Raw genomic sequence first — 19,308 nt, forward strand, 5'->3', positions numbered from 1 at the left:
CATGAGGTCGTTAGCTGATTTCGAATTTAATAAAGCGCCATTGTGTGATGGGATGATCCTGGCGTCGGAGTCTATCCGTCTGGATTTTCCAACACAAACTGTCTATGACGAACTGGAACGTCTGGTCAGTCTGGCGCAAGAAGAAATTAGCCAGCTCCTGTCTCAGGATGAGCAACTGGAAAAACTGCTGGCACTTTTTTACGGCGAATGGGGGTTTACGGATACCCACGGCGTCTATCGTCTTTCTGATGCACTATGGCTTGATCAGGTACTGAAAAATCGTCAGGGCAGTGCCGTATCCCTGGGCGCGATCTTATTGTGGATTGCCAACCGACTGGAACTGCCGCTGGTGCCGGTGATTTTCCCGACACAACTCATCCTGCGTATTGAATCGCTCGATGGCGAAATGTGGCTAATCAATCCGTTCAATGGCGAAACGTTAAATGAGCACACGCTGGAAGTGTGGCTGAAGGGGAATATCAGCCCGGTCGCGGAGCTGTTTAACGAAGACCTGGATGAGGCGGATAATGCAGAAGTAATTCGTAAGCTGCTCGATACGCTGAAATCATCGCTGATGGAAGAGCGGCAAATGGAGCTGGCGCTGCGTGCCAGCGAAGCACTATTACAGTTTAATCCTGAAGATCCGTATGAAATACGCGATCGTGGATTAATTTACGCGCAACTGGAGTGTGAACATGTTGCGCTGACCGATTTAAGTTATTTCGTTGAACAGTGTCCGGAAGACCCGATCAGCGAAATGATTCGTGCGCAGATTAGTACTATTTCGCACAAGCAAATTGTATTGCATTGATTAATGACACTTTACCTACCGTTTAAGGCGATCCTATGAAACAAAAAGTGGTTAGCATTGGCGACATCAACGTGGCAAATGACCTGCCGTTCGTGCTGTTTGGCGGAATGAACGTGCTGGAATCCCGCGATCTGGCGATGCGCATTTGTGAGCACTACGTAACCGTTACTCAAAAGCTGGGTATCCCTTACGTGTTCAAAGCCTCCTTTGATAAAGCCAACCGTTCTTCCATCCACTCTTACCGTGGACCGGGCCTTGAAGAAGGGATGAAAATCTTCCAGGAACTGAAGCAGACTTTTGGCGTAAAAGTGATCACCGACGTTCACGAAGCCAGCCAGGCTCAGCCTGTTGCTGACGTGGTGGATGTGATTCAGCTGCCGGCCTTCCTCGCTCGTCAGACCGATCTGGTGGAAGCGATGGCGAAAACCGGTGCCGTTATCAACGTGAAAAAACCGCAGTTCGTAAGCCCGGGCCAGATGGGCAATATCGTGGATAAATTCCATGAAGGCGGCAACGACAAAGTAATTCTGTGCGACCGTGGCGCGAACTTTGGTTATGACAACCTGGTTGTGGATATGCTGGGCTTCAGCGTGATGAAGAAAGTTTCTGGCAACTCGCCGGTGATTTTTGACGTTACCCATGCGCTGCAATGCCGTGACCCGTTTGGCGCAGCAAGCGGCGGTCGTCGTGCGCAGGTTACCGAACTGGCGCGCGCAGGTATGGCGGTAGGTCTGGCCGGTCTGTTTATTGAAGCGCATCCGGATCCAGCCAATGCGAAATGCGATGGTCCATCCGCGCTGCCGCTGGCGAAACTGGAACAGTTCCTGACCCAGATTAAAGCGATTGATGACCTGGTAAAAAGCTTCGACGAGCTGGATACCGAGAACTAAGAAAGTATTGCAGTCCGGAGAGATATCTCTTCGGACTGCTGTTTGAGAAAAGTGTTAAGGGTGGCCGTCAGGCGCCAAACGCACCGTCAATTGTATGCATTGCCCCCGTCACAAACCCAGCCTCAGGGCCTGCAAGCCAGGCAACCATTCCCGCAACTTCCTCTGGACGGCCATGTCGTTTTAGCGCCATAAAACTGTGCATCACCTCTTTCAGTGGGCCATCTTCCGGGTTGGCATCGGTATCAATAGGACCCGGTTGAACCACGTTTACCGTAATGCCGCGCGGGCCGAAATCACGAGCCAGTCCACGGGCCAGCCCTTGCAGCGCTGATTTGCTCACCGCATAAGAAGCCAGGCCAGCAAGAGGCATACGGTCGCCATTCACAGAGCCAATAATGATAATGCGTCCGCCGTCAGGCATCTGTCGTGCCGCTTCCACGGCCGCATAGTATGGGGAATGAATGTTAATTCGGAACAGGCGCTCAACGTCATCCGGATCCTGCTCCAGCGCATCACCAAACAGAATAATGCCTGCATTAACTACCAGCACGTCCAGCGGGCCGCTTTCGCGAACCCGGTTGATGACGGCGTTACGATCGGCGCTATCGGTTTGCGCTGTCTGGGTACCCGTCTCATCAGCAAGCGCTTTGGCAGCGTCAGGGGAGCCTGAATAGGTAAAGGTAACCGATGCGCCATCCGCGGCAAAACGGCGCACGATAGCCGCGCCAATCCCACGACTGCCGCCAAGAACCAGAACTGACTTGCCGTTAAAAGAAGACATGAGGTACTCCTTGAACAATTATGTAGTGATCGATATATAATAGGTGCACAGTTTTCTGTCAATGGATTTGTAATGAGCACTACAAAATGCACTCGTGCACCTGGACGCCCACGTAATTTTGATCCAGAAATGGCCGTTGCCAAAGTACAACCCTTGTTTCACGCACATGGCTATGACGCAGTTAGCGTGGCGGATGTCACCGCGGCGTTGTCGATCAAGCCCCCCAGTTTCTATGCTGCTTTTGGGAACAAAATCGGTCTTTATAAACGTGTTCTTGACCGCTACGTACAAACTGAGGCAATCCCTTTTGATGACATTCTGCGTCCCGACAAACCGGTTTCTGAATGTCTTACCGATCTGCTTGAAGAGGCGGCGCGACGTTATGCCGCAGATCCGCATGCGCCGGGATGTTTGGTCCTGGAGGGCACGCACAGTAACGATCCGCAGGCGAGGAAGGTCGCGCGGAATTTCTACTCGGCTGCCGAATATAAAATTCACGACTTTATCGCACAGCGGCATCCTAAAGAGGCTGACAGCCTGACTGATTACGTCAGTACCACAATGCTTGGCCTGTCGGGAAAAGCACGTTGCGGGCATTCGTTCGAACGTCTGCTAGCCAGCGCGCGAATCGCCAGCGTAGCGGTGCGGCATCAGCTTTCCAGATGATCATCACATGATAAGGTAGATAAATATGATGGGGAAAATGGGAACTTAATCAGGCGGTGCCTCATATCAACCCGCATCAGAGCAGGGGGTTATCGTTGTAGGTGGTACTGATGCGACGCGGATTGGCGTTGCAGGAGTATGGCATGCCATTGAATATCATGTAACAGCTAAAGCGCTCGACGGCACGGTACGCCATAATGCGCGCCAGTTAAGCCGAGAAGATGCGTTAAAAATGTAAACTCTAAATGCCGCCTGGATAGCTTTTGCAGAACAGCAGAGGGTAGTTTGCGGGTAGGTAAGCTCGCCGATTTTGCGGTGCTTAATCAGGATATTATGGCTATTCCGGCAGATAAATTGCACCAAACGGAGTCGTTATTAACGTTTGTCGATGGCCAACAGGTCTATCCGGAGCAGTGAGCGGTAAAAGAAAACGGCCCTGCGAAGGGCCGTGGGTTCTACCAGAAAAACTAATCAGGCAAATATCGTCATCAGATAGGCGATAAACAGCGCCAGATGCGCCGCACCGTTAAGCACGTTGGTGCGTCCGGTGGAGAAAGAGATGTGGCACAGTACCAGTGATGAAACCATCACAATCATCTCTGGCGCGCCCAGCGCAAAGACCAAGTCATTCCCGGTTGCCCATGCGATCAGGGTCACTACCGGAACGGTCAGTGAAATGGTGGCTAATACTGAACCGAAGAACAAATTCATCGCCCGCTGTACCTGGTTGCTCAGAACCGCTTTCAGCGCACCCAGCCCTTCAGGGGAGAGGATCAGCAATGCGACCAGGAAACCGGTAAATGCCACTGGGGCATTCAGTTCAGTCAGCAATGTCTCCAGCGGGCTGGCGTTCATTTTGGTCACGGCAATAACAGCGATCAGATGAATGATAAGCCAGGCGGCATGCCACATATTGCTGTGGGCTGACGGTTTACCGTGATGCGGATCGTCGTCGTCACCCTCGTCTTCATGCTCATAAATGAACAGACTCTGATGCGTTTTAGTTTGTATCAGCAAAAATACGCCGTACATCGCCGCAGAAATTAATGCCACTAATAGCGCCTGCGCGGTAGTGAAATTTGCACCCGGTAAAGCCATCGGGAACACCAGTACAATAATGGCCAGCGGAAACAGGGCGATTAAATACTGCTTAATACCAAACAGATTCATATACTGAGTGGCAAATTTACGGCCACCTAACAGTAATGAAAAACCGACCAGGCCGCCGGTTACGATCATAATGATTGAATATAGCGTATCGCGCATGAGCGTAGGCGCTGCATCGCCGGTCGCCATTAATGCGGAGATTAAGCTGACTTCAAGAATAACAACGGACAGGCTGAGGATCAGCGACCCGTAGGGTTCGCCAAGTCGATGTGCTAATACATCCGCATGACGGACAACGCTGAATGCGCTGCTTAATATACCAATAAGGGCCAGCGCATTAATACCGATGACCACTGGTAGTGACTGACTGCTCCCCCAGAAGAACAGTACTACCAGCGCCAAAATCGGGAAGACGAGAGAGGTCTCCTTGTGGCGGGTTTTTACCGCCTCATGTACATGTGTCATTGAACTAATTCTCCATCTCTGCAGGTATTTATAATTATAAAAGTATTAAAGAATGTAAAAAATAACAGAACTTTCGGTATTTCCGATCTGATTTTACGTAATTTTACGGCATGGACCATTTTTTGCATCCGAGCGAATGAAATTGCATATCTTGTTTAGAGAATATTTAAATAACAACACATTAGATTTTAGCATCCACAAAAATTGATGATCGTACTGATACAAATGATAGTGCAGGACGTACCACCGCGAGAGGATATAAAGTGCCGTTGACACTTTGTTCCCTTGCAAGCGAACGGTGAATTGCCTATTGTCCAGCTATTGGTTTCAAAATGAGCAGTAAAAAAGCCCGGAAGGCGTCAAAAAAGTTGTCGCAGGGAAGCAGCAGTGGCGGAGGTGTAAGGTGTTAACGCGTGATTTTTTATTGAATGCCGACTGTAAGACGGCATTTGGTGCTATTGAAGAATCACTACTCTGGTCAGCGGAACAACGTGCAGCCTCACTGGCTGCCACGCTCGCTTGCCGACCAGATGATGGACCGGTGTGGATCTTCGGTTATGGATCATTGATGTGGAACCCGGCCTTAGAATTTGAAGAGTCTTGTACCGGGACGTTAGTCGGCTGGCACCGTGCCTTTTGCCTGCGTCTGACGGCGGGGCGAGGAACGGCGTGTCAGCCAGGACGTATGCTGGCCCTGAAAGAAGGCGGACGCACCACCGGTGTGGCCTACCGTTTGCCGGACGCGTCCCTGGAACAAGAGCTTTCACTGCTGTGGAAGCGAGAAATGATCACCGGCTGTTATCTGCCGACCTGGTGTCAGTTGGCGCTTGATGACGGCAGGACGGTGAACGCACTGGTCTTTATTATGGATCCGCGTCATCCGCTGTTTGAGTCAGACACGCGCGCGCAGGTGATTGCGCCGCTTATCGCCACGGCGAGCGGACCTTTAGGCACCAACGCCCAGTATCTGTTCTCACTGGAACAAGAGCTGGTCAAGTTGGGGATGCAGGATGATTGTCTTAACGATCTGGTGATCTCGGTCAAACGATTGTTGGGAGAGAATCTGCCGGAAGGTGTTATGCGTCCAGGGTTTGCCTGAATCCAGCCAGGAACTGAATGCCCGAAAGCCAGGCGCTTTTCGGGCAATTAACGCTTAGGCTGCAATATAACTTATTGAATGCTCGAGCGACTGGCTATGGCTGTCGATCAGCACATTCCATACGCCGGTATACGGTACGGTTAACCATGCGTTATCACGATCCTGCACGCTTAAAATGTCGGACTGCGTGTCTTTGACGTGATTTTTCTCGCTCATCAGATGGATGTGACAGCGCTCGGAACAGCGCACAACCACCGTATCGCCACCAAATAACTTTAAACTCGCCTTCACTAATGCCATTTTTCACCCCGTTCTTGAAAACAACGTACTTTCTGTCGAAAGTGCTGCGTGATGTTGTTCACATTTCACTCATTGCATAACACCAAAGGGGGAGCAACAGGATGCTGATTTTGATCAAAAAATGGCATAACGATTAAACAAAAGTGACAAAATCCCTCAAAAGGGTTGAAAGGGCGTGCTAACGTTCAACGAAACCGCGCCCATCTACGATTAAATCCGGAAATTATCGACACTTTCAGTGAGCTTGCCTGAAGCGGTGTATCAGAAGGTCAGCACTTTATCTGCAGCCAGCGTCCATTGAGCCAGTTCTACCAGCGTGCCGACGGCTACTCCGTCAATTAACGGCAGCGTCGTGATCCCACGGCCATCGGTGCAGGTTTTGCACAGTTTGACCGGCACATTTTGCGCCGTCAGGATCTCCAGCATTTGCTGAATATTGTATCCTTCTGCAGGTTTCTGACCTCGTAATCCCGCGGTTACCGCGTCCGACATTAAAAACAGACGCAGGTCGAGATCCGCTTCCTGTTCGCGCAGGGCGATGGCCAGACGCAGGCTGTTAAATAACGATTCGCTTCCATAGGCCGCACCGTTCGCGACGATCACTATCTTTTGCATTTTTACTCCTGTTGTCAGGGGGCATGGATATTGCTTGTCCTCAGGGATAACCCGTTATCGGTGAGGGCAGAGATGATGACAAATGCACAAAATTCCGGCGCGACGCAATGGTTTCGCCATGCCCGCCAGCTTGAGAACACCCAGCTTCGCCAACTGGCACAGTCCGGTAAGTTGGTGATGCGCATTAGCCATCTGGTGCATATGCTACAGTGCGAACGCGGTGCATCCAATATCTGGTTGTGTTCTCAAGGTACGCTTTATGATCGGGAGGTCCGTGCCAGTCGGGCGCTGGTGGATGAAGAGTGTCGGCAACTGCATATCCTTTTCCAGCACATTATGCCGGTGGCGGGCAGTGCATTGTGCCACCGTATTGCTGGCACCGTCTGGTGCCTCGATCAGCTAACGACGCTGCGTGAGTCTGTCAGCGGGCAGACTATCGATGCACAGCAGGCGATGGAGCAGTACAGCCGGACGTTACGCCATCTGCTGGGTATTGTGCCGCAGCTTAACGACAGCATTGATTATCCCCATGTCGCAGGTGGGCTGGTGGCGCTGTACAGTTTTATGCAGGGTAAAGAGCTGGTAGGACAAGAGCGGGCGTTAGGGGCCATTGGCTTTACCCAGGGCGAATTTAACCCTCAAATGCGCCAGGAGCTGGTGGACAGAATAGACGGGCAGCAGCCGTGCTTTGATACCTTTATCTCCCTGGCTTCGCCTGTACTGGTGCAGCATTTTCGTCAGCAATGCGAGGCATCGGGCGCCATCGAACAACTGCGACGCCAGGCCTGTACGCGACAACCCCAACTCGATAACGGTGAACGCGTGCTACGCTGGTTTACCCTGCAAACGCAGCGGCTTGAACAATTACGACATCTCGAAGAGATGTTGATTACCGAATTGCTGAATGTCGTGGCGCGTCGGCTGGCGGAAGAAACCTACGCTTTGCCGCTCGACAACTGGCTTGACGACCGTGCTGACGAACCCCTCTCGCTGCGCCGGGATAAACAATTATTGCGGGTTGTTCGCCAGCAGGCTCGCCAGCTGGAGCAAATGAGCGCCCAACTTGCCTCATTGCAGGACGCCTTAGAGGAGCGCAAGGTGATTGATAAAGCAAAAAGCATCCTGATGAATCACCAGCAGGTCAGCGAAGAACAGGCGTGGCAGCTATTGCGAAAAATGGCGATGGATAAAAACCAACGGATGGTCGATATCGCCCGGGCATTGCTTACCGTTAAATCCCTGATGCAGGGATAGCGACTGCACAACAGGCGGGCAGTGTCTGCCATATTTGGGTGCACCGCGGCGTCTGGTACGCGTCGAACCCGCTAAAACCGCCAGTGTAATTCTGGCATCTGAATTGCATTCACTCATACAGACAATTTAGCAGCAGGCCAACGGCGGTCTGACTGTTTTGAGGATAAAGGCGTCCCGCAATGCTTAGGCATTGTTGGACGCCTTTTTTTATGGGGAGCATGTATGGGTGACAGAACAGTTTCGTTAACGCGGCGGCGGTTTTTACAGGCAAGTGCCGTGATGGGGGCCAGCTCGCTGATTCCAGGACTGATGTCTTCGGTCTGGGCGGCAGGGTCTGATGCGCCGGAGATGACTACCGTTCGGGTCGGTTTTATTCCGCTAACCGACTGCGCGCCGCTGGTTATCGCCACCTTGAAAGGTTTTGATAAAAAATACGGCATTACGCTGGTGCCGACCAAAGAGGCCAGTTGGGCCGCAGTGCGTGACAAACTGGTCTCTGGAGAGCTGGATGCGGCTCATGTTCTGTACGGCCTGTTGTATGGCCTGGAACTGGGTATTGCCAGTAAAGCGCAGCCCATGGCCAATCTGATGACGCTCAATCAGAACGGTCAAGCGATCACGCTCTCCGCAACGCTGCTGGAGCAGGGCATTACCGATGCGTCTGCGCTGAAGAAACGGATCGTCTCGCAGGCGCCCGGAACCTATACCTTCGCGCACACCTTTCCCACAGGCACACATGCCATGTGGCTCTATTACTGGCTGGCCAGCGCTGACATCAATCCTTTCACCGATGTTCGCACCGTTGTGGTACCGCCTCCGCAAATGGTGATGAACATGCGCATTGGCAATATGAGTGGCTTCTGCGTCGGCGAGCCGTGGAATGCGCGGGCGATCAACGACCGCATTGGTTTTACCACGGCGACGTCCCAGGATATCTGGCCCGACCATCCGGAAAAAGTACTCGGTACGCGCCGGGAGTGGGTAGAAAAATATCCACATACTGCCCGGGCACTGGTTAGCGCGCTGCTTGAGGCATCGCGCTGGATAGACGCCAGTGAAGCCAATAAACGCGAAACAGCACAAATTCTGGCGCGCCGGGCCTGGCTCAATACCAAAGAAAGCTATCTGACGGCGAGAATGCTGGGCGAGTACGACAACGGTGCCGGTCGTCGCTGGCAGGATCCGCATGCCATCCGCTTTTTTCGCGACGGCGAGGTGAGTTTCCCCTGGCATTCCGATGGCATGTGGTTTCTGACCCAGTTCTGCCGTTGGGGATTGTTGAAGCAGCAACCGGATTATGCAGCCATTGCCGCGCGCATCAACCGGACCGACATCTGGCGCGATGCGGCAGCGGCGGTTGGTGGGATAACACCTCCTGCGAAATTGCTACGAACCAGTACGCTGATGGACGGTTCCGTATGGGATGGCCGCAATCCAGAAGCCTATGCCAACAGTTTTACCCTCCACCGTACAGGAGCCTGAGATGAAACAAAATACGCAGCTTAAATCCCCTGAGCCGGTAGTCGGTGAGGTCATCACGCTATCAACGATGAAGGTCAGAAAGCGCAAAATGCCATGGTCAATGTGGCTTAGTACATGGCTAAGACGCGCCGTACCCGCTCTGCTGGGGATTGCCTTGCTGGTGGTGTGCTGGCAACTTGCCGCCATCAACAGCAAAGGATTTCCGACGCCGCTGAGCACCCTGGATTCAGCCCTGACGTTGTTTGCCGATCCGTTCTATAACGGCGGGCCGAATGATATGGGTATCGGCTGGAACGTGCTGGCGTCGTTGCAACGGGTCGCGATCGGTTTCGGATTAGCGGCGCTGGTGGGGATTCCGCTGGGCTTTCTGATTGGGCGTTTCACCTTCTTTTCGCACATGTTTTCGCCGCTGATTGCGCTGTTGCGCCCGGTCAGTCCGCTGGCCTGGCTGCCGATTGGACTGCTGTTGTTTCAAAAAGCGGAACCCGCATCGAGCTGGACCATCTTTATCTGCTCTATATGGCCGATGGTGATCAACACCGCCGAAGGGGTGCGGAGAATCCCTGACGATTACCTCAACGTAGCTCGCGTATTGCAACTCTCTGAGTGGACGGTGATGCGGCGGATACTTTTCCCCGCCGTGCTTCCGGCGATCCTCACTGGCGTACGCCTGTCGATTGGCATCGCCTGGTTGGTGATTGTGGCAGCAGAAATGCTCACCGGCGGGTTAGGGATTGGTTTTTGGATCTGGAATGAGTGGAACAACCTTAACGTCGAAAACATTCTCATCGCTATCGTCATCATCGGCGTTGTAGGTCTGCTGCTTGAGCAGGGGCTAATGCTGGTGGCACGTCGTTATAGCTGGCAGGAAAAATAAGGAGACAACATGAAACCCATTATTCAGGTCCAGGCGGTCAGCCAACGTTTTTCGACCGCCAGCGGTGAGTTCCTCGCGCTACACAATGTCTCTTTTGATATCCATGAAGGGGAGACAGTGAGTTTGATTGGTCACTCCGGTTGCGGAAAGTCGACGCTTTTGAATCTGATTGCCGGCATTACGTTACCAACTGAAGGTGGCCTGATTTGCGATCACCGCGAAATCGCCGGGCCGGGGCCTGAGCGGGCGGTCGTTTTCCAAAATCATTCGCTGCTGCCGTGGCTGACCTGTTTCGATAACGTAGCCCTGGCCGTCGATCAGGTATTTCGCCACACCATGAGTAAAGCCGAGCGACGTGAGTGGATCGAATACAACCTGCACCGCGTCCAGATGGGGCACGCGATGCACAAACACCCCGGTGAAGTCTCTGGTGGGATGAAGCAACGCGTGGGTATTGCCCGGGCACTGGCGATGAAACCCAAAGTCCTGCTTATGGATGAACCGTTTGGCGCACTGGATGCGCTCACCAGGGCACATTTGCAGGATACGGTGATGCACATCCAGCAGTCGCTGAATACCACCATTGTGCTGATCACTCACGACGTTGATGAAGCGGTGCTACTTTCCGACCGGGTTCTGATGATGACCAACGGGCCAGCGGCGACGGTGGGCGAGATCTTGACGGTTGATTTACCGCGCCCACGCAATCGGGTCCAGCTTGCCGATGACAGCCGATACCACCACCTGCGACAACGCATTCTCCATTTTCTATATGAGAAACAGCCGAAGGCGGCGTAAGGAGGGGAAGATGACGCGACTGGTCATTGTGGGTCATGGCATGGCGGCAACTCGTCTGATTGAGGCGCTTGTTATGTACAAAAACGGCGGCATTTCCGTCACCGTTATTGGTGAAGAGCCGCAGCTTGCCTACAACCGGATCCAACTTTCACCGGTGCTGGGGGGAGAAAAGCCCTTTGCGCAAACTTTGCTTCATCCGGCGCAGTGGTATCTCGATCACGGCGTGACGGTTCTGAGCGATGAAGCTGTGTTGGCCGTTGATGCCACCAGCCGCAGCCTGACCACCACAAAACGGCTTTTGTTCTGGGATGAGCTGGTATTTTCCACCGGATCGTATCCGTTTATTCCGCCCATTCCAGGCGTCCAACAACCGCATGTTCATGCTTTTCGCACGATGCAGGATGTCGAGGCGATTCTCCAGCAGTCTGGGCCAAAGGTGGTGCTGGGTGGTGGCGTACTCGGCGTGGAGGCCGCGGCAGCCTTACGTCTTCACGGTGACGATGTCACGTTGATTCATCGCGCGGGAAGGTTGATGGAACAACAGCTTGATCAACAGGCTAGCGATCTGCTGCAGGCGCAACTAACAGGACGTGGTATTCGCTGCGAGCTTAGTTCTGGGCTCGTCAATATCGAAGCCGACTGCGTAACGTTGCTGGATGGCCAGCGTATTGCGGCGGATGGCGTGGTGATTGCTACGGGGGTTAAACCCAATATCTCCCTGGCGCAGGAGTGCGGTGCTGTTTGTCAGCAGGGGATTGTGGTGGATGAACAGCTTCGCACCTCAATGCCCGGCATTAGCGCCGTCGGGGAATGCTGCGAGATTAACGGCCAGACGTGGGGACTGGTTGCGCCGTGCCTGAAACAGGCTGAGGTGTTGGCTGCGCGACTAGCGGGTTTTATCGGTGCCGGATTTGGTTGGCAGGCGAGTGGAACGCGCCTCAAGGTGACGGGAATTGATCTGTTTAGTGCAGGCGTAACGGACACGACGGCGACGGATGCCACCCTGAGCACATACGATCCGCTCAGCGGGCACTATCGCCGCTTGCTGACGCGTGATGGAAAACTCCATGGTGTGCTGCTGATGGGCGATTGCCATAGCGCAGCGCCATTAACCGATTTGCTGGCCCAGGGGGCGACAGCACACTCCGACTGGCTCTTCGACCGCTTTGATACGCAGCCATCGGCTGCAGGACAGATGACGATGACAAAACCGACACTGGCTGTTGTGGGACACGGTATGGTTGGCCACCATTTTCTTGAGCAATGCGTTAGCCGTAATCTGCATTTACATTATCACATTGTGGTGTTTGGCGAAGAACGTTATGCCGCCTATGACCGGGTGCATCTGTCAGAGTATTTCGCCGGGCGCAGCGCGCAATCACTTTCGCTTGTCGCTGATGATTTCTTTGCCCGTAATGGCATAGAGCTACGTTTGGGGCAATGCGTGACCGAGATCGATCGTGAGATGCACGTCATCCGCAACGCCGACGGACATGAAACCCACTGGGATTCGCTGGTACTTGCCACCGGATCGTATCCATTTGTCCCCCCTGTGAAAGGTGGGGACTCACCCGCCTGCTTTGTTTATCGTACGTTGGACGATTTAGATGCCATTGCAGCGAAAGCGAAAAGTGCGCGCCGCGGGGTGGTGATCGGCGGTGGCCTGCTTGGTCTGGAGGCTGCGAACGCGCTGCGTCAGCTTGGGCTGGAAACGCATGTTGTTGAGTTTGCCGCTAATCTGATGGCGGTGCAGCTGGATAACGCCGGTGCCGCGATGTTACGAGAAAAGATAGAGGCGCTTGGCGTTGGCGTCCACACCGCAAAATCAACCACGGAAATTGAAAGTACCACTGACGGACTGGTACTGCACTTTGCCGACGGCGAAAAGCTGGAAACCGAAATGGTGGTTTTTTCTGCGGGTATTCGTCCGCAGGATGCGCTGGCGCGTCGCAGCGGTTTAGATATTGGCGAACGCGGTGGGATTTGTATCGATAGCCACTGTCGCACGTCAGATGACGCCATTTTTGCAATCGGCGAATGTGCGTTGTGGGAAGGGCGAGTCTTTGGCCTTGTCGCGCCGGGATATCAAATGGCGCGGGTAGTCGCCGCACAGCTGGCCGGAGAAGATGTCAGCTTTAGCGGGGCGGATATGAGCACCAAGCTCAAGCTGCTGGGCGTTGATGTTGCTTCTTTTGGCGATGCGCATGCCCGTACGCCGGGCGCGAAAAGCTATCAATGGACGCATGGTCCTGAGCAGATCTACAAAAAGATCGTCGTCAGCGCAGAGGGCAAAACGCTGTTGGGCGGAGTGCTGGTTGGCGATGCTGGCGATTACGCCACGCTATTGCAAATGATGTTGAATGGGATGCCGCTTCCTGGTCAGCCGGAATCGCTGATCCTGCCCGCGCTGGCGGGCGGTGCGCCAAAAGCGCTTGGGGTTGCGGCATTGCCCGATACAGCGCAAATCTGCTCTTGTCATAACGTCAGTAAGGCCGATATATGCCGGGCGGTAAGTGCTGGTGCGACGGACATTGGCGCCATCAAACAGTGCACTAAAGCAGCGACCGGTTGTGGTGGATGCAGCGCGCTGGTGAAACAAGTGATGGAGCACCAACTTGCGGCCCAGGGCGTTGAGGTCAAAAAGGATATCTGTGAACATTTTCCCTGGTCGCGCCAGGAGATTTATCACCTTGTACGGGTGAACCATATCCATACTTTCGAACAGTTGATTAGCCGTTACGGCCATGGTCACGGCTGCGAAATCTGTAAACCTCTGGTGGGGTCAGTGCTGGCGTCCTGCTGGAATGAGTATCTGCTTAAACCTGCGCACTTACCGCTGCAGGACACGAACGATCGCTATTTTGCCAATATTCAAAAAGACGGTTCCTATTCTGTGGTCCCGCGTATGCCTGCGGGAGAGGTCACACCGGACGGCCTGATCGCCATAGGACAGATTGCGAAACGTTATCAGCTGTACAGCAAAATCACCGGCGGGCAACGGGTGGATCTTTTCGGCGCGCGTCTGGAACAGTTACCTGATATCTGGCGCGAACTGGTGGCTGCGGGGTTTGAAACAGGGCATGCGTACGGGAAGTCGTTGCGAACGGTGAAGTCTTGCGTTGGCTCGACCTGGTGTCGCTACGGCGTACAGGATTCAACGGCAATGGCGGTGATGCTTGAAAATCGCTACAAAGGGTTGCGTGCACCACACAAAATTAAAATGGCGGTGTCCGGTTGTACCCGGGAGTGCGCCGAGGCACAGAGCAAGGATGTGGGCGTCATTGCGACGGATAAAGGCTGGAATCTCTATCTGTGCGGCAATGGAGGAATGAAACCACGCCATGCCGATTTGTTTGCCAGTGATTTAGATGATACCGCGCTGATGCGCACTATCGACCGTTTCCTGATGTTCTACATTCGCACCGCGGATCGTCTGCAACGTACCAGCACCTGGATGGATAATCTGGAAGGGGGCATTGCGTATTTGCGTGAAGTGATCCTCGACGACAGTTTAGGGATTGCCAGTGAACTGGAACAAGAGATGGCGCGGGTTGTGGAAAGCTACCAGTGCGAATGGCAAACCACGCTCAGTAGCCCGCAGCGTCTGGCGCTGTTTCGTTCATATATCAATAGTGATGAGGCGGATGAGACGGTTGCCCGCGCGCCTTTACGCGGGCAACCGCAGTTGGCTAAACCTGCATCCAGGGGCCGTGAGTCATTACCGACAAAACCCTGGCAGGAGATATGCGCCCTTGATGCAATCCCTGAGCAGGCGGGTATTGGCGCACGTCTGGGAGATGTGCAAATTGCATTATTCCGCTTTGGGCAGACGATTTATGCCCTTGATAACCTTGAACCCGGTAGCGCTGCGCAGGTGTTATCGCGCGGTATTCTGGGGGATGTGCAGGGTGAGCCGATTGTTATCTCGCCGCTGTATAAACAACGTATTCGTCTGCGCGATGGCCGCCAGTATGACAGCGGAGAACAGGCGGTACGCGCCTGGCCGGTGAAAGTGGAGGCGGGCAAAGTGTGGGTGGGAACTCAGGCGCTGATCCTGCGGGCGGAGGCATCATGAGTGAGACTCGTACAACGTGCCCGTACTGTGGCGTTGGCTGCGGCGTGATTGCGCAGGTAGACAATAATGGCGTCACCGTCAGAGGTGACCCCGAACATCCGGCAAACTTTGGCCGCTTATGCGTCAAAGGCGCGGCGCTGGCTGAAACCACAGGACTTAGCGGCAGGTTGTTGCAACCGATGGTGGATGGCGAAACGGCGAGTTGGTCGCAGGCGCTGGACACCGCCGGTGAACGTCTGCGCGCTATCATCGCTCAGCATGGCCCGCATGCCGTAGCCTTTTATGCCTCCGGGCAACTGCTGACGGAGGATTACTATGCGGCGAATAAGCTGATGAAAGGCTTCATTGGCGCGGCCAATATTGATACCAATTCGCGGCTTTGTATGTCGTCTGCGGTGACCGGATACAAGCGGGCGCTAGGAGCGGATGTCGTGCCCTGCAGTTATGAGGACATCGACTGCAGTGATTTGGTGGTATTGGTGGGATCGAATGCAGCATGGACGCATCCGGTGCTGTATCAGCGTCTGGTGCAGGCGCGTAATGCTAATCCGTCGATGAAAGTCGTGGTTATCGATCCTCGCTGCACCGCAACCTGTGATATCGCCGATCTGCATCTTTCCCTGCTGCCCGGTAGCGATGCTGGGTTGTTTGTTGGCTTACTGAACAGGATTGTGGCTGAGGGTAATGCGCAAAGTGAATTTGATGACGCTGCAGAAACGTTTGCTATTGCGCGCGACTGGAGCCTCGCGCGTGTGGCGCAGTTTTGCGGGCTGGATGTTGCCGATATTGTCACCTTCTATGACTGGTTTATGCGCGCGCCAACAGCCATCACGCTATACACCATGGGCATTAACCAGTCTGCCAGCGGTAGCGATAAGTGTAATGCGATTATTAACGTGCATTTGGCCAGCGGTAAGTTTGGTCGACAGGGGTGCGGCCCATTTTCGCTGACCGGGCAACCCAATGCGATGGGCGGCCGGGAAGTTGGCGGGTTGGCGACGCAGCTGGCGGCGCATATGAATTTTGAACCCCAGGATCTTGCCCGCCTGTCCCGCTTCTGGGGCACTGAAAGGTTGGCGCAGACGCCTGGTTTGATGGCCGTGGATTTGTTTGAGGCGATCGGTAAAGGCGACGTTAAAGCGGTATGGATCATGGGGACAAACCCGGCGGTGTCATTACCGGACAGCCATGCCGTGTGCCAGGCGTTGGCAGCCTGTCCACTGGTGATTGTCTCTGAAGTCGTGGCAGACACGGACACCAGCCGCTACGCGCATATTCGGTTTCCGGCTCAGGCCTGGGGCGAAAAAAACGGTACGGTGACGAACTCAGAACGACGGATCTCGCGCCAGCGCGCATTTTTACCAGCGCCGGGTGAGACGAGGGCGGATTGGTGGATCGTCGCGCAAATAGCGAAACAGTTGGGTTTTGCCCATGCGTTTGGCTGGCAAAGCGCATGGGAGGTATTTTGTGAACATGCGGCGCTTTCCGGTTATGAAAACAGGGGGGAACGTGCATTTGATATCGGCGCGTTAGCGGAGCTGACGCATCAACAGTGGGATGAGATGACGCCGGTTCGCTGGCCAGTGAGTACCGGCTCATCAACGCTAAATTTTTGGCAGGGGTGGCGTGGTAACCAACGTTTACGCCTGGTATCTGTTACGCCACAGGGGATGAAAACTGCCTGTGATGCCCTCTATCCATTGGTACTAAACAGTGGTCGCATTCGCGATCAGTGGCACACTATGACGCGGACGGGGACGATTTCACGCCTGATGCAGCACATCAATGAACCGCTGGTAGAAATTGCACCAGAGGATGCCTATCGCTTAAAGCTGAATGAAGGTGCGCTATGCCGGGTTAACTCCCCGCGCGGCGTAATGGTTGGTAGGGTGACCATTCACCGTGGGCAGCGGCCAGGGAACGTCTTCACTTCAATGCATTGGAATAATCATTTTGCCCGTCAAGGACGGGTAAATGCATTGGTGGCGCCGATTTGTGACCCTGACTCTGGACAGCCGGAAAGCAAACAGACAGCGGTGCGCATTATGGCATGGCAGCCCCGGTGGCAGGGAGAGCTGTTTTGTCGCTCCGCGCTGACGTTACCGGGGTTCGTTCACTGGTGGCGCAAAAGTGCTGACAATGCCGTGCGTTATACGCTGGCGGGCGACAGCGATATTTCTGCGTGGCTGCAACAATATTGTGTGACGCAAGGCTGGCAACTTCAGCAGGCGAAATGGGAGCAGGGACTGAATCTGTTGGCCTGGCATGAAGGAAAGCTGATGCTTGGGCTCTGGTCAGCGGCAACGCTGCCGCAGATTGATGATGCGGCGATCCTCTGCGCATTCATGCAAACGCCGGAAAACGCTCAGACTCGTCATGCCCTGTTGGGCGGGAAACCCGGTGGTATTACGGCTGATAAGGGCGCGACTATTTGTAGTTGTTACAGCGTAGGAGAAAAGGCCATTACCCAGGCTATTGCTAACGGTTGTGATACGGTTCAGGCATTGGGAAAAGCGTTACGTTGCGGGAGTAATTGCGGCTCGTGTATTCCGGAACTGAAGACATTACTGGCACAAAAAATTACACTCAATGATTAAGGATATTCCTGAAAATTTGAGAAAAAGCTGCAAAGGTGACGTCGGACAGGTAGGATTTACGCTGTGGTCCCCAAATTCAATGATATAAAAGCCAGTAACGATTTGAGCCGTTTTGTTTGCTGCAGATTTTCTCTTCTCCTACTCTTGCCATTGGCAGGCGGTATTGCCAGCGCACGGACATCTTTTATTTACCAGGCCGAAAACCCTTTCGATAACAATAGTGATGGTTTACCCGATCTCGGTCTGGCGCCGGAGTCGCGGGCAGGCGAAAAGCACTTTGCTGAAATGGTCAAAGCGTTTGGTGAAGCCAGCATGACCGATAACGGGCTTGATACGGGTGAACAGGCGAAGCAGTTCGCATTTGGTCAGGTGCGTGACACGGTCAGCGAACAGGTTAATCAGCAACTGGAATCCTGGCTCTCTCCCTGGGGAAACGCCAGCGTTGGATTGCAGGTGGATAACGAAGGCAGCTTTACCGGAAGTCGGGGAAGCTGGTTTATCCCATGGCAGGACAATCCACGTTATCTTACCTGGAGCCAGTTGGGGCTGACGCAACAGGACGAAGGTTTAGTCAGCAATGCGGGGATTGGGCAGCGCTGGGTACGCGACGGCTGGTTTCTGGGTTACAACACCTTTTATGACAACCTGTTGGATGAAAATCTGCCCCGGGGAGGCCTTGGCGCCGAGGCGTGGGGCGAATACTTGCGCTTATCCGCTAACTATTACCAACCGTTGTCCTCCTGGCAGGAGCGTTCCGCAACCCAGGAACAACGGATGGCCCGCGGCTACGACCTGACTGCGCAAATGCGCATGCCGTTCTATCAACACCTCAATACCAGCGTCAGCGTGGAACAGTATTTTGGCGACCGGGTGGATCTGTTTCATTCCGGAACCGGGTACCACAATCCTGTGGCGGTGAATCTGGGATTGAGCTATACGCCGGTGCCGTTGATTACCGTGACGGCACAACATAAGCAGGGCGAAAGCGGAATCAGCCAGAATAACCTCGGCTTAACGCTGAATTACCGATTTGGCGTACCGCTAAAAAAACAACTGATGGTCAGCGAGGTGGCAAATAGCCGATCGCTGCGCGGCAGTCGTTATGACGATCCGCAGCGTAACAATCTGCCGACGCTGGAATATCGTCAGCGTAAAACATTGTCGGTATTTTTGGCCACGCCGCCCTGGGATCTCAAGTCTGGTGAGTCGGTGGCGCTGAAGCTGCAGGTGCGTAGTTTGCATGGGATCCGCCATTTAACCTGGCAGGGTGATACCCAGGCGTTGAGTTTAACGGCGGGTAGCGATAACCGAAGCGTGCAAGGTTGGACGATTATTATGCCGAAGTGGGACAGCAGCGAAGGCGCGACAAACCGCTGGCGGTTGTCTGTGGTGGTAGAAGATGAGCAGGGTCAGCGTGTCTCTTCCAATGAGATCACGCTATCACTGACCGAACCGTTTATTACCGTTTCGGAAAATGATCCTCGTTAGCAA

16 protein-coding genes are annotated in these 19,308 nt (G+C 54.0%); 12 read left to right on the top strand and 4 right to left on the bottom strand.

All coding sequences use genetic code 11. The features are described from left to right. Position 1 precedes the first annotated feature (1 nt). Both sirB1 and kdsA read left to right on the top strand, forming a co-directional pair. Complete coding sequence (gene sirB1, locus OGY72_RS22325) at positions 2-811, top strand: invasion regulator SirB1 (protein WP_191235508.1); 810 nt, start codon at positions 2-4, stop codon at positions 809-811. A 35-nt stretch (positions 812-846) separates the two neighbouring features. Further along, positions 847-1,701 carry a 3-deoxy-8-phosphooctulonate synthase gene (gene kdsA / locus OGY72_RS22330; RefSeq protein WP_003020772.1) on the top strand — a complete coding sequence of 285 codons (855 nt, stop codon included), beginning with the start codon at positions 847-849 and terminating at the stop codon, positions 1,699-1,701. Between the two features lie 67 nt (positions 1,702-1,768). On the opposite strand, the gene bdcA is transcribed toward kdsA, so the two are convergent. Then, complete coding sequence (bdcA, locus tag OGY72_RS22335) at positions 1,769-2,482, bottom strand: SDR family oxidoreductase (protein WP_048216243.1); 714 nt, start codon at positions 2,480-2,482, stop codon at positions 1,769-1,771. Positions 2,483-2,554: 72 nt separating this feature from the next. Here bdcA and OGY72_RS22340 point away from each other — a divergent pair, with 72 nt between their 5' ends. Together OGY72_RS22340 and OGY72_RS22345 are read left to right on the top strand one after the other, a co-directional pair. After that, a complete protein-coding gene (locus OGY72_RS22340; protein ID WP_003833409.1) occupies positions 2,555-3,148 on the top strand; it encodes a TetR/AcrR family transcriptional regulator in 594 nt (197 codons plus the stop codon). Positions 3,149-3,433: 285 nt separating this feature from the next. Continuing rightward, a complete protein-coding gene (locus tag OGY72_RS22345; RefSeq protein ID WP_164084794.1) occupies positions 3,434-3,565 on the top strand; it encodes an amidohydrolase family protein in 132 nt (43 codons plus the stop codon). A gap of 54 nt (positions 3,566-3,619) precedes the next feature. Here OGY72_RS22345 and chaA read toward each other — a convergent pair whose 3' ends face one another. Continuing rightward, positions 3,620-4,720, bottom strand: a complete 1,101-nt coding sequence (gene chaA / locus OGY72_RS22350; RefSeq protein ID WP_003833407.1) for a sodium-potassium/proton antiporter ChaA — start codon at positions 4,718-4,720, stop codon at positions 3,620-3,622. A gap of 403 nt (positions 4,721-5,123) precedes the next feature. Here chaA and OGY72_RS22355 point away from each other — a divergent pair, with 403 nt between their 5' ends. Next, entirely contained in the window at positions 5,124-5,819 is a 696-nt protein-coding gene (locus tag OGY72_RS22355; protein WP_286549580.1) for a gamma-glutamylcyclotransferase, read from the top strand. A 54-nt stretch (positions 5,820-5,873) separates the two neighbouring features. On the opposite strand, the gene OGY72_RS22360 is transcribed toward OGY72_RS22355, so the two are convergent. Further along, positions 5,874-6,119 carry a DUF1883 domain-containing protein gene (locus tag OGY72_RS22360; RefSeq protein WP_003833405.1) on the bottom strand — a complete coding sequence of 82 codons (246 nt, stop codon included), beginning with the start codon at positions 6,117-6,119 and terminating at the stop codon, positions 5,874-5,876. A 261-nt stretch (positions 6,120-6,380) separates the two neighbouring features. Further along, positions 6,381-6,734, bottom strand: a complete 354-nt coding sequence (locus OGY72_RS22365; RefSeq protein WP_003833402.1) for a DsrE/DsrF/TusD sulfur relay family protein — start codon at positions 6,732-6,734, stop codon at positions 6,381-6,383. A 72-nt stretch (positions 6,735-6,806) separates the two neighbouring features. Between OGY72_RS22365 and nasR the strand changes: the two genes are divergently transcribed. From nasR to OGY72_RS22400, 7 genes are all read left to right on the top strand, one after another. Further along, entirely contained in the window at positions 6,807-7,988 is a 1,182-nt protein-coding gene (gene nasR, locus OGY72_RS22370; RefSeq protein WP_286549584.1) for a nitrate regulatory protein NasR, read from the top strand. Between the two features lie 222 nt (positions 7,989-8,210). After that, a complete protein-coding gene (locus OGY72_RS22375; protein WP_286549585.1) occupies positions 8,211-9,470 on the top strand; it encodes a CmpA/NrtA family ABC transporter substrate-binding protein in 1,260 nt (419 codons plus the stop codon). Between the two features lies 1 nt (position 9,471). Further along, complete coding sequence (gene ntrB, locus OGY72_RS22380; RefSeq protein WP_008784966.1) at positions 9,472-10,347, top strand: nitrate ABC transporter permease; 876 nt, start codon at positions 9,472-9,474, stop codon at positions 10,345-10,347. A gap of 9 nt (positions 10,348-10,356) precedes the next feature. Beyond that, complete coding sequence (locus tag OGY72_RS22385; RefSeq protein ID WP_148361898.1) at positions 10,357-11,145, top strand: ABC transporter ATP-binding protein; 789 nt, start codon at positions 10,357-10,359, stop codon at positions 11,143-11,145. Positions 11,146-11,155: 10 nt separating this feature from the next. Next, the gene (nirB, locus tag OGY72_RS22390) at positions 11,156-15,220 is read left to right on the top strand and encodes a nitrite reductase large subunit NirB (protein WP_286549590.1); all 4,065 of its coding nucleotides are present in this window, start codon (positions 11,156-11,158) and stop codon (positions 15,218-15,220) included. Beyond that, on the top strand, positions 15,217-17,817 hold the full coding sequence (locus OGY72_RS22395; RefSeq protein ID WP_063940835.1) for a nitrate reductase: 2,601 nt from the start codon (positions 15,217-15,219) through the stop codon (positions 17,815-17,817). Before nirB ends, OGY72_RS22395 begins: the two co-directional genes overlap by 4 nt. A 102-nt stretch (positions 17,818-17,919) precedes the next feature. After that, positions 17,920-19,305: a YchO/YchP family invasin gene (locus OGY72_RS22400; RefSeq protein WP_050542097.1), complete on the top strand. Its 1,386-nt coding sequence runs from the start codon at positions 17,920-17,922 to the stop codon at positions 19,303-19,305. Positions 19,306-19,308: the final 3 nt, after the last annotated feature.

It is taken from the genome of Citrobacter sp. Cpo221 (genome assembly GCF_030332345.1).
Taxonomy (GTDB): domain Bacteria; phylum Pseudomonadota; class Gammaproteobacteria; order Enterobacterales; family Enterobacteriaceae; genus Citrobacter; species Citrobacter portucalensis.

What these genes read in the sequence shown, in the direction of transcription:
- chaA (WP_003833407.1), bottom strand. Translation starts at nt 4,720, where the DNA reads ATGACACATGTACATGAGGCGGTAAAAACCCGCCACAAGGAGACCTCT.
- kdsA (WP_003020772.1), top strand. Translation starts at nt 847, where the DNA reads ATGAAACAAAAAGTGGTTAGCATTGGCGACATCAACGTGGCAAATGAC.
- OGY72_RS22395 (WP_063940835.1), top strand. Translation starts at nt 15,217, where the DNA reads ATGAGTGAGACTCGTACAACGTGCCCGTACTGTGGCGTTGGCTGCGGC.
- OGY72_RS22360 (WP_003833405.1), bottom strand. Translation starts at nt 6,119, where the DNA reads ATGGCATTAGTGAAGGCGAGTTTAAAGTTATTTGGTGGCGATACGGTG.
- OGY72_RS22385 (WP_148361898.1), top strand. Translation starts at nt 10,357, where the DNA reads ATGAAACCCATTATTCAGGTCCAGGCGGTCAGCCAACGTTTTTCGACC.
- nirB (WP_286549590.1), top strand. Translation starts at nt 11,156, where the DNA reads ATGACGCGACTGGTCATTGTGGGTCATGGCATGGCGGCAACTCGTCTG.
- bdcA (WP_048216243.1), bottom strand. Translation starts at nt 2,482, where the DNA reads ATGTCTTCTTTTAACGGCAAGTCAGTTCTGGTTCTTGGCGGCAGTCGT.
- OGY72_RS22340 (WP_003833409.1), top strand. Translation starts at nt 2,555, where the DNA reads ATGAGCACTACAAAATGCACTCGTGCACCTGGACGCCCACGTAATTTT.
- sirB1 (WP_191235508.1), top strand. Translation starts at nt 2, where the DNA reads ATGAGGTCGTTAGCTGATTTCGAATTTAATAAAGCGCCATTGTGTGAT.
- nasR (WP_286549584.1), top strand. Translation starts at nt 6,807, where the DNA reads ATGATGACAAATGCACAAAATTCCGGCGCGACGCAATGGTTTCGCCAT.
- OGY72_RS22365 (WP_003833402.1), bottom strand. Translation starts at nt 6,734, where the DNA reads ATGCAAAAGATAGTGATCGTCGCGAACGGTGCGGCCTATGGAAGCGAA.
- OGY72_RS22375 (WP_286549585.1), top strand. Translation starts at nt 8,211, where the DNA reads ATGGGTGACAGAACAGTTTCGTTAACGCGGCGGCGGTTTTTACAGGCA.
- ntrB (WP_008784966.1), top strand. Translation starts at nt 9,472, where the DNA reads ATGAAACAAAATACGCAGCTTAAATCCCCTGAGCCGGTAGTCGGTGAG.